The sequence below is a fragment of the Wolbachia endosymbiont of Madathamugadia hiepei genome (assembly GCF_013366855.1).
Classification (GTDB): domain Bacteria; phylum Pseudomonadota; class Alphaproteobacteria; order Rickettsiales; family Anaplasmataceae; genus Wolbachia.
On record NZ_WQMP01000028.1, the window covers coordinates 1 to 9,737 of the forward strand.

General features: G+C 33.9%; 19 protein-coding genes and 1 pseudogene. All 20 read left to right on the plus strand.

Annotated features, from left to right (window positions below):
• Nucleotides 1–84: pseudogene (locus GO685_RS01705) on the plus strand (30S ribosomal protein S3); the annotation flags it as partial.
• Nucleotides 85–95: 11 nt separating this feature from the next.
• A complete protein-coding gene (gene rplP, locus GO685_RS01710) occupies nt 96–509 on the plus strand; it encodes a 50S ribosomal protein L16 (RefSeq protein ID WP_175937295.1) in 414 nt (137 codons plus the stop codon).
• 11 nt (nt 510–520) lie between these two features.
• On the plus strand, nt 521–724 hold the full coding sequence (rpmC, locus tag GO685_RS01715; RefSeq protein WP_175937296.1) for a 50S ribosomal protein L29: 204 nt from the start codon (nt 521–523) through the stop codon (nt 722–724).
• Entirely contained in the window at nt 717–950 is a 234-nt protein-coding gene (gene rpsQ, locus GO685_RS01720) for a 30S ribosomal protein S17 (RefSeq protein ID WP_175937297.1), read from the plus strand. The genes rpmC and rpsQ overlap by 8 nt, the downstream gene beginning before the upstream one ends.
• Nucleotides 951–959: 9 nt before the next feature.
• Complete coding sequence (gene rplN, locus GO685_RS01725; protein ID WP_041045221.1) at nt 960–1,319, plus strand: 50S ribosomal protein L14; 360 nt, start codon at nt 960–962, stop codon at nt 1,317–1,319.
• The gene (rplX, locus tag GO685_RS01730; protein WP_175937298.1) at nt 1,319–1,636 is read left to right on the plus strand and encodes a 50S ribosomal protein L24; all 318 of its coding nucleotides are present in this window, start codon (nt 1,319–1,321) and stop codon (nt 1,634–1,636) included. The genes rplN and rplX overlap by 1 nt, the downstream gene beginning before the upstream one ends.
• A gap of 6 nt (nt 1,637–1,642) precedes the next feature.
• The gene (gene rplE, locus GO685_RS01735; protein ID WP_175937299.1) at nt 1,643–2,176 is read left to right on the plus strand and encodes a 50S ribosomal protein L5; all 534 of its coding nucleotides are present in this window, start codon (nt 1,643–1,645) and stop codon (nt 2,174–2,176) included.
• Nucleotides 2,177–2,192: 16 nt separating this feature from the next.
• Nucleotides 2,193–2,501, plus strand: a complete 309-nt coding sequence (rpsN, locus tag GO685_RS01740) for a 30S ribosomal protein S14 (RefSeq protein WP_175937300.1) — start codon at nt 2,193–2,195, stop codon at nt 2,499–2,501.
• 19 nt (nt 2,502–2,520) lie between these two features.
• On the plus strand, nt 2,521–2,916 hold the full coding sequence (gene rpsH / locus GO685_RS01745; protein ID WP_175937301.1) for a 30S ribosomal protein S8: 396 nt from the start codon (nt 2,521–2,523) through the stop codon (nt 2,914–2,916).
• Between the two features lie 16 nt (nt 2,917–2,932).
• Nucleotides 2,933–3,478: a 50S ribosomal protein L6 gene (gene rplF, locus GO685_RS01750; RefSeq protein WP_175937302.1), complete on the plus strand. Its 546-nt coding sequence runs from the start codon at nt 2,933–2,935 to the stop codon at nt 3,476–3,478.
• A 5-nt stretch (nt 3,479–3,483) separates the two neighbouring features.
• Entirely contained in the window at nt 3,484–3,855 is a 372-nt protein-coding gene (gene rplR, locus GO685_RS01755) for a 50S ribosomal protein L18 (RefSeq protein ID WP_175937303.1), read from the plus strand.
• 12 nt (nt 3,856–3,867) lie between these two features.
• On the plus strand, nt 3,868–4,380 hold the full coding sequence (gene rpsE / locus GO685_RS01760) for a 30S ribosomal protein S5 (protein WP_175937304.1): 513 nt from the start codon (nt 3,868–3,870) through the stop codon (nt 4,378–4,380).
• A gap of 3 nt (nt 4,381–4,383) precedes the next feature.
• Nucleotides 4,384–4,854, plus strand: coding sequence for a 50S ribosomal protein L15 (gene rplO, locus GO685_RS01765; protein WP_175937305.1), 471 nt, complete (start codon nt 4,384–4,386; stop codon nt 4,852–4,854).
• Between the two features lie 3 nt (nt 4,855–4,857).
• On the plus strand, nt 4,858–6,186 hold the full coding sequence (secY, locus tag GO685_RS01770) for a preprotein translocase subunit SecY (RefSeq protein WP_175937312.1): 1,329 nt from the start codon (nt 4,858–4,860) through the stop codon (nt 6,184–6,186).
• Nucleotides 6,183–6,833 carry an adenylate kinase family protein gene (locus GO685_RS01775; RefSeq protein ID WP_175937306.1) on the plus strand — a complete coding sequence of 217 codons (651 nt, stop codon included), beginning with the start codon at nt 6,183–6,185 and terminating at the stop codon, nt 6,831–6,833. The genes secY and GO685_RS01775 overlap by 4 nt, the downstream gene beginning before the upstream one ends.
• A 59-nt stretch (nt 6,834–6,892) precedes the next feature.
• The gene (gene rpsM, locus GO685_RS01780) at nt 6,893–7,261 is read left to right on the plus strand and encodes a 30S ribosomal protein S13 (protein ID WP_175937307.1); all 369 of its coding nucleotides are present in this window, start codon (nt 6,893–6,895) and stop codon (nt 7,259–7,261) included.
• Between the two features lie 24 nt (nt 7,262–7,285).
• Nucleotides 7,286–7,672: a 30S ribosomal protein S11 gene (gene rpsK, locus GO685_RS01785; RefSeq protein ID WP_175937308.1), complete on the plus strand. Its 387-nt coding sequence runs from the start codon at nt 7,286–7,288 to the stop codon at nt 7,670–7,672.
• A gap of 21 nt (nt 7,673–7,693) precedes the next feature.
• The gene (locus GO685_RS01790) at nt 7,694–8,761 is read left to right on the plus strand and encodes a DNA-directed RNA polymerase subunit alpha (RefSeq protein WP_175937309.1); all 1,068 of its coding nucleotides are present in this window, start codon (nt 7,694–7,696) and stop codon (nt 8,759–8,761) included.
• A gap of 7 nt (nt 8,762–8,768) precedes the next feature.
• Complete coding sequence (gene rplQ, locus GO685_RS01795) at nt 8,769–9,197, plus strand: 50S ribosomal protein L17 (protein WP_175937310.1); 429 nt, start codon at nt 8,769–8,771, stop codon at nt 9,195–9,197.
• Nucleotides 9,198–9,221: 24 nt separating this feature from the next.
• Entirely contained in the window at nt 9,222–9,584 is a 363-nt protein-coding gene (locus GO685_RS01800; protein WP_175937311.1) for a YraN family protein, read from the plus strand.
• Nucleotides 9,585–9,737: the final 153 nt, after the last annotated feature.

The following is a 9,737-nucleotide window of genomic DNA, read 5'->3' on the forward strand; positions in this document are numbered from 1 at the left end:
GCTAATATAGATTATGCTTTTTGTGAAGCAAAGACTATATATGGTATTATAGGAGTTAAGGTTTGGGTTTATGTTGTTAATTAAGACGTATTGAAATGTTTGTTCCCAAAAAGAGTAAGTATAGAAAGGTGTTTAAAGGGAGGATTAAGGGTAATGCAAAAGGTGGTAGCACACTATCTTTTGGCGATTACGGTTTAAAAGCTATAGAAGCAGGTAGAATTCAGTCTAAGCATATTGAGACTGTGAGGCGTGTGATATCCAGAACGTTGAAACGTTCTGGTAAAGTGTGGATAAGAATTTTTCCTGATACTCCTGTTAGTAAAAAGCCAGCAGATGTGCGGATGGGTAAAGGAAAAGGTAGTGTTGAATTTTGGGTATTTAAAGCTAAGCCTGGTAGGGTGTTGTTTGAGATTAGTAGTGATGTTCCAATGCATTTAGCAAGATTGGCGCTTGAAAAAGCAAGTGCCAAGCTTCCTGTAAAATGTAAATTTATATCTAATCATAGTTGAACGGAGTTACGATGGATATAGCTGATATTAGATCAAAATCCTCACAAGAGTTGCATGAAATTCTTGTAAATTTGAGGAAAGAGTTTATTAATTTGGTTTTTCAGAAGAAATTAGAACAGTGTAGTAATATTTCGCGTTTTGGCTTGATAAGAAAGAGCATAGCTCGTATTTTAACTATATTAAATGAAAGGAGAATAGAGGAAGAGAATGCCTAAGAAGATTTTTTGTGGTGTTGTAACTAAAGCTGAGTGCGAAAAAGCTGTAAAGGTTTCAGTATTGCGGGTATATAAGGATAAACTTTATAAAAAAGTTATAAAAAAATATAAAAAGTATACAGCACATGATGAGAATAATAGTTGCAAAGAAGGAGATAGGGTTTTTATACAAGAACACAAGCCTGTTTCTGCTACTAAAAAATGGATTGTTGTGCGAGTTGAGTAAGGTGCTTATATGATTCAAAAAAATACATTGTTAGAAGTAGCTGATAATTCTGGTGCACGTGAAGTACTTTGTATTGGCTTGTTGGGCGGAAGGAAGTCTGCATCTATAGGTGATACAATTATTGTGTCTACTAAATCTATCAACCCAAAAGGAAAGGTCGAGAAGGGAAAAGTATATAGAGCGGTTGTTGTTAGAGTGAGGAATCGTATTAGAAAATCTGATAACTCTGTAATTTGTTTTTCTAGCAATGCTGTAGTTTTAGTTAATAATCAAGGTGAGCCGCTTGGTACTCGAGTGTTTGGCCCGGTGAAGAAGTTGCCGTCTGGTTCTTTTATGAAAATAATGTCATTAGCTGTTGAGGTTTTATAATGAGTGCAAAAATAAGAAGTGGTGATGACGTTATAGTTTTAACTGGCAGGGATAGAAGAAAAGTTGGTAAAGTAATCAAAATTATCACACGTGATGCTAAAAAAAAGGCTGTTGTTTCTGGAGTGAATGTGCATAAGAAACATACTAAACCGAAAGCTGGTAGTAGTGGCGGTATACTAAATAAAGAGTTAGCTATTGATATATCTAACATTGCAATATTAGATCCCAAGTATAAAGCTCCAACTAGAGTAAGGTTTAAGATTATAGATGGTAAAAAAGTGCGTTTTGCAAAAGTTTCTGGGGAAGTAATAGACTAGGTTGATATGTTTAAAGAATTGTACAGAGATAATATAGCAAAATCCTTGAAGGACAAGTTTAACTACGGCAACATGATGCAAGTACCTAAGCTTGTCAAGGTATGTATTAATATGGGTGTTGGAGATGCTGCTACGGACAGTAAAGGAATAAATGAGCCGCTTGATGATCTATGTTTAATTGCAGGGCAAAAGCCTGTATCAACGTTTGCAAAAAAATCCATTTCTGGTTTTAAGATAAGAAAAGGTGCTACAGTAGGTTGTAAAGTAACTTTGCGTAGAGATAAAATGTATGAATTTTTAGAAAGATTGATATATATTGCTTTACCGAGAGAAAAAGATTTTAGAGGATTTAGTGTAAAGCAATTTGACGGTAATGGCAATTTTTCCTTCGGTATAAAGGAGCATATCTCATTTTTAGAAATAGATTACGATAAAATAAGTAGGATTAGAGGTATGGATATCAATATTATAACAAGTACGACTAGTGATAAAGAAGCAAAAGAGTTATTGCTAGCTTTTAGGTTTCCCTTTTTTGATTAATTAAGAGAAGAGGTATATGGCAAAAAAATCTATGATACAAAGAAATCTTCGTAGGATAAAATTGCATGATCAATATGAAGAGAAAAGAAAAAAGTTGAAATCTATAATAAATAATAGGAATATACCCATAAGTGAGAGGTTTGCAGCTCAAAATAAGCTAATTAAAGAGTTGCCTAGAGATTCTTCTCAAACCAGAATTAGAAATAGGTGTGCTTTAACAGGGAGGCCAAGAGGGGTATATAGAAAATTTGGTTTATGTAGGATTGTTTTGCGTGATTTATGTTCTTTTGGAAAAATTCCAGGGGTTACGAAATCTAGTTGGTGATATAATATAGGAGTATATTGTGGCGTTATCTGATAGTATTGGTGATTTTTTGACGAGGATACGTAATGCTCAATTGGCAATGCACAGGACAACAAGAGTTCTGTTTTCTAAGGTAAATTCTTCTATACTGAAAATCTTAAAGGATGAAGGATATATCCTTGATTACCAGAAAGAAGTTGTAGGCAATGTGCCATCTTTTATCGTAAAATTGAAGTATTATGAGAAGTCACCTGTAATTAGTGATATAGTTAGAGTATCAAAACCTGGTTGTCGTCGTTATTCTAAGTGCAGGGACATTGCTAAGGCATATAATGGGCTTGGTATTTTTATTATATCTACGTCTAAAGGAGTGGTGACTGATTACAATGCATATAAATTGAAAGTTGGTGGAGAAGTTTTGTGTCGTGTATTTTAAGTAGTAGGAGAAGTTTATGTCTCGTATAGGTGCTGCGCCTATCAATGTTCCTGCTGGTGTTTCAGTTGAGTATAATGATGGTAAAATGTTAATAAAAAGTGCCAAGGTAGAAAAAGAACTTAGGCTATGCAGTGATGTTGTATGTCATGTTGTTGATAATCAGTTGCTGCTTTCTGTTGATCAAGGCAAAGATAATTATAATGAGGTAAAGCCTATATGGGGTACTTATAGAAGTAATATTAACAATACCATTAACGGCATGGTTAATAGTTTCTCTGTTGATCTTGAAATTAATGGTGTTGGATATAAAGCAGAGTGTGATGGTAAATGTTTGACTTTATATCTTGGCTATAGTCATAATGTTAAGTATAAAGTGCCTAAGGATGTTGAGATTAAGTGTGTAAAACCAACTCACTTAGTAGTGAGTGGTATAGATAGGCAAAAAGTCTATGTGGTAGCATCCGATATATGTAAAATTAGAAAATACGACCCTTATAAAGGTAAGGGTATTGTAATAAAAGACAAATTTATGTTGCGTAAAGTTGTAAGTAAAAAGAAGTAATTAAGATGAGAAGGTTGTATAACTTTTTAAGTAATTCTGAAAAAAGGAAATTACGTAATAGAAAAAAGCTCAATAACGGCGCTAAGCGTTTACGTATATCCATATTCAAGTCGAATAGGCATTTTTATGCTCAGTTAATCAATGACGAAAAAGGAGTGACTCTTACCTCTGCTTCTACTTTGGATGCTAAAATTAGGGGTGTATGTAAAGGTAGGGTCAATGCTGAAACTGTAAAACAGGTTTCTTCTTTGATGGTTGAACGTCTATCTGATATGAAATTAGGGCAAGAGTTGGTGTTTGACCGTGGAGCATATAAGTACACAGGGTTGGTTTCTCAATTTGCTGAGGCTTTAAGAAGTTCTGGATTTAAGTTTTAGAAGGTTTTGAATATGGCTGTAAAAAATTTACAAAATAACAACTATTTATCAGAGCTTTTAGTTTCAGTACGAAGAGTGACAACAGTTACCAAAGGTGGTAGAAGATTTTCATTTTCAATTTTGGTCGTTGTTGGAGACGAGAAGGGTAGGGTAGGATGCGGAATGGGCAAACACGGAGAGGTTGCTGAAGCAAGGATAAAAGCTGTAAATGCTGCAAAAAAATCGATGATTAGAGTGTACTTGCGTGAAGGTAGAACTTTGCACCATGATATTAAAGCTAAATTTTGCTCTGGTGAAATAGTTTTAAGAGCAGCTAGAGCTGGAACAGGTATTATTGCCGGTGGAGCGATTAGGTCGGTTTTTGAAGTGCTAGGCATAAAAGATGTAGTGGCTAAGTCTACGAGATCAAACAATCCTCATAATGTTATATGTGCAGTGTTTAGAGCTTTTGATAATATGTTATCTCCTCGTCAAGTGGCAAGCAAAAGGGGCAAAAAGATTAGCGAGATAGTTGGAAATAGGTAAAGTATGAATAATGCTATAAAATTAAACTCTATATTTACTAAGTTATCGAAAAAAAAGAAACCTAAGTTGCTAGGTAGAGGTATTGGTTGTGGTAAAGGTAAAACATCTGGTAGGGGACATAAAGGGCAAAAGGCTAGAAGTGGCGTTTCCATAAATGGATTTGAAGGCGGACAACAGTCTATATATACTCGTTTACCTAAAAGAGGTTTTAACCCTATACGTAGGAATATATGCTTCATAATTAATGTCGGTGATGTACAGCGCTTAATAGAAACTAAGAAAATAGTAAAAGATTCTGTTATAGACAAAGAGGTGCTGTGTAAGCTAGGTTTCATAAAGTCTGTCAAGGATAAAATCAAGCTCCTTAATAAAGGTAAGCTGACCGAGAGGTGTGTATTTCATGTTAATTGTGCGTCAGAAGCTGCAAAAAAATCTGTAGCTTCAGTTGGTGGTAGTGTGGAAATACTATTGTAAATGATGAGCAGCAAATCCGCATTTAATAGTTTGGATCCTGCATTATTATATAAAGGCGATTTATTGAAGCGTATGTTTTTTACGCTAATCGCTTTAATTTGTTATCGTCTAGGTACTTATGTGCCTATTCCTGGAATTAACCTTGATATAATTAATGATATATTCCCTAAGGAAGGTTCTGGTGTTTTTGGAGTATTTAATTTATTTTCTGGTGGTGCATTAGCTAGGATGACAATCTTAGCACTAAGTGTTATGCCATACATAGTTGCATCCATAGTTATGCAGTTATTATCTTCTGCCATCAAAGGAATTAATGAGGTTAAAAATGATGGGGAATCAGGACGTCGAAAGATGAATTCCTACATACGGTATATGACTATAGTGTTTTGTGTATTTCAATCGATTACTATTTTAATCGGATTAGAAAAAATGAATAGGGAAGGGGCATTAATTGTAATCGAACCTGGTCTTATGTTTCGTACAGTAGGTGTTTTCAGCCTTTTAGGTGGAACTATGTTTCTAATATGGCTTGGTGAGCAAATCAGTGCTAATGGTATAGGTAATGGTATCTCATTAATTATTTTTACTGGCATAATATCAGAGCTACATAGTGCTTTTTCATCTCTGTTAACATTGAATAAAAACGGTAGCATATCGTTATTTATTATCCTTCTTATTTTGGCGGTGTTTTTTTTGCTGTTGCTTTTGGTTATTTTTGTAGAGTCTTCTTATAGAAAAGTCGTTGTTCAGTATCCTAAAAAGCAGTTTAAAAAATTACATAATGACGATTTTACTTATATCCCATTAAAGATTAATTTATCTGGCGTAATACCAACTATTTTTGCTAATGCAATTTTACTTACACCTATTTCAATTGCGAATTTCTATAAGGGATATGCTTTTTCTGACTTTATTTTGAACTATTTTATGGCAAATAAAGTAGTTTATATTGTAGCTTACTTAGCGTTTATAATATTTTTTAACTTTTTTTACACCAATTTTATATTTAACCCGGAAGAAAATGCCGGTTTTCTTAAAAAAAATGGTGGTTTTATACCTGGTAGAAGGCCTGGAAAACATACTTCTGATTACCTTCAAGATATAGTTTTTAAATTGACGTTCATTGGCTCTACATATTTGGTGGTTATATGTGCTGTACCCGAAGTCATAAGATATTATTATGATATACCATTTATTTTTGGTGGAACGAGTTTATTGATTATAGTTAACGTTGTTACTGATACTATTATGCAAATACAGTCCTATATCTTTTCGAATAGATATGATAGCTGGATAAAAAAATATGAGTCTAAAACGAGAAAATTAAGATGATTATTACAATTTTTGGTCCTCCTGGCTCCGGTAAAGGGACTCAATCGAGCCTGCTAATAGCAAAGCATAACTTAAAGTTAATTTCAGTAGGGGATTTATTGAGAAATATTATATCTAGCAACAGCGAGTTAGGTAAAAAAATAAAGGATACCGTAGAATCCGGTAACTTGATTCAAGATAAAGTTATATGTGAGTTATTACGTGACCAGCTTGCACTGGTAGATGATAATTTTTTGTTGGATGGTTTTCCGAGAAATTTAAATCAAGCGCGTTTCTTAACTCAAACTTTGCTGGAGAGATATAATAGAGATGTGGATATTGTTATTGAGTTACAGCTTGATGATAAGATTGCGGTTAATAGGTTAAAAAGTCGCCTTGTGTGTTTAGACTGCAAAAGTGTATACAGCGCATCTTCTCTTAAGAATGATGACGGTCTTGTTTGTATGAAATGTAAAAGTACAAGGCTAGAAAGGAGAATCGATGATTCTGACTTATCTGCAATTAATAGAAGAATAAGCGAATATCATATCCAAATAAAGAGTTTACGTAAATATTATAAAGACAAATTGTTAACGATCAATGCTAATCTTAATGTTGATCAGGTAAGACAAGAGATCGAAAGCAAAATTTCTTGCAATTTAGTTTGACTCTGGATTGTTTTATGGTATAAATTAAGAGTTATTATTAATAAAGTATTGGAGTACCAGTGGCACGTATTGCGGGTGTAAATGTTCCAGTAAAGAAATGTGTTCCTTTTGCATTAACTTATATATATGGTATAGGTATTGCTACTGCAAACACAATTTGTCATGCCTGTGAAATTGATAAGAGCAAAAGTGTTTCGGAATTACAAGATAAAGACATAGAAAAGATCAGCAGTTTCATTAGACAGAACTATTCTATAGAAGGTGAGCTTAGAAAAGAAGTGGCTATGAATATAAAGTTTTTAGTGGAAATGGGATGCTATAGAGGAGTGAGACACAGAAAAGGTTTACCTGTAAGAGGGCAAAGGACTCATACCAATGCTAAAACTCGTAAAGGTAGATCTCGTTTGCCTATTGCTGGAAAAAAATAAGATTTGTTATTATTGTAAATTTTAATGAAAAAGGTCAGGACAGTTGGTAAAAGTGCAAAAAAGTTTGTTACTGGAGTTGTCCATATTCGTGCAACTTTTAATAATACCTTTATAAATGTAACTGACGTTCAGGGTAACACTCTATACCAAACGTCTGTAGGTGCACATGGTTTCTCAGGTTCAAGGAAATCTACACCTTATGCTGCAGGTAAAGCTTCGGAATCTGCTGCAAAGGTTGCAGTAGAAAGGTTTGGTATGAAAGTTGTTTCTGTGGTAATTCGTGGCCCTGGTTTTGGGGCTGAAGCTGCGGTTAAGGCACTTCAGGGATGCGGGTTAACAGTAACCTCAATTGCGGATAAGACTGCGATTCCTCATAATGGGTGCAGATTAAGAAAAAAAAGAAGAGTATAGAATATTTGAAAAGGTTATTTTATGTATTATAACGATAGTGTTTCTGTTTTTAGCAACTTAGATAAATTGACTAGGCCTAATTCAATGAAGGTAGTGCCAGGTGATTCAAGTGAAAAAGGCGATATAGTACTGGAACCATTGGAGAGTGGTTTTGCTTTAACACTCGGTAATGCATTAAGGCGTGTGATGCTGTCTTCTCTTATAGGTAGTGCTGTTTATGGAATAAAAATTGAGGGTATAACTCATGAGTTTACTTCAATTCAAGGGGTAAGAGAAGATGTAACTGATATAATATTAAATATGAGTATGTTGAGGTGTAAGTTGAATGGCACTTCCAATAAATGCTTGAGTTTAAGTGCTAAAGGACCTTGTCAGGTATCGGCTGGGATGATAGAAACTGATGATCAGTGTTCTATTGTTAATAAAGATCTGCTGATATGTACACTTGGGCAGAATGTGGAGCTCAACATGACTATATATGTGGCTAGTGGAAAAGGCTACCTTCCTGTCACTAAATATAAGGAAAACGAATTTTTGAAGTTAATGAATGAGCAAGATCTAATTGGGTTCATTTCGGTTAATGCTTTATATAGTCCTGTCAATAGAGTTTCATATAAGGTGGAGAATAGTCGTGTTGGTCAAGTTACTGATAAGGATAAGTTGATATTATCAGTTGAAACTGATGGTACAATTTCTCCAAGTCAAGCTGTTGACTCTGCTGCAAGGATATTACAGGAACAACTTCAGCCTTTTATTAGCTCTGACGTAAGTTATAAAAAATCGCAGGCTTCCTTACCTAATGGTTATAGGGATTTGGGCTACGATCCTATCTTATTGCGCAAAGTGGACGAGATGGAGCTGTCTGTTAGGTCACATAATTGCTTGAAAAATGAAAATATCACTTATATAGGTGATCTTGTACAAAGAACAGAAAGTGAAATGCTAAGAACTGCTAATTTTGGTAGAAAGTCCTTGAATGAGATTAAGGCAGTTTTAAATAATTTCGGCTTGTCTTTGGGTATGGATGTTCCAAATTGGCCACCTAAAGACATAGATGAGTTGGCTAGACAACATACTGATGAAGATTAGGTAATATATGAAACATGGAATGAAAAAGCGCAAGTTGTCTCGTCACACTGAACATAGGTTGTCGATGTTGAAGAACCTATCTATCTCATTAATTAACCATGAGCAGATTATAACTACTCTACCAAAAGCTAAAGAACTTCGTCCGTATATGGAAAAATTTATTACAATTGCTAAGAATAAGAATACTTTACACGGTAGAAGACTTTTGCTTTCACGCCTTCATAATAATAGGTTAGCAGTTGATAAGTTATTAAACGTTTTAGCTGGTCGTTATCAAAATCGTAAAGGTGGGTATTCTAGGATAATAAAGTTTAACACTCGAAAGGGTGATTGTGCTTCAATGGCAGTGATAGAATTAGTTGACAGGGATATTACAGCAAAAGGTAAGGTTTATAGCAAAAATAAAGAAGAAAATAAAGTAGTTACAAAAAGTTAATTATTATCATAATTTTTTTTTCTTATGATAAATAAGTTACACTATCTTATAGGCTATTTTGGTGAGTTATTAACTTTAATATATTCAAAGTTAAAGTGGTATAATGTTATAAAGCACCGTTATCGTTGTAGGTTAGGTGAAGTTGACTTAATTGTACCTAAAAAAAAAGAATTGATTTTTATAGAAGTTAAAACAAGCTTACTTGGAAAAGAAATACCGATATCTTCTCTTCAATGTCAGTCCATTGTAAATTCCTCTAAATATTTTCTAAGTAAAAACCTTAGTTTTTTAGATTATTCGGTTAGGTATGATTTATGTTTTCTTTCCTTAAAAAAAGGACCTGTCTATATAAAAAATGCTTGGATTGAAGAGAAATCGCAATGGTAAATTAAAAAGTTTCCTCACAATTAAAGGCGTAGCAAATTTATTATGTATCTTGTTTGGTAACGAAAGTTGGTATAATCTTTATGCTTAAGAAATTTACTAAACGAAAAAAAGCAAAAGAAGCCCTGGTCAGTGGCTAATTATTTATGTGTACCT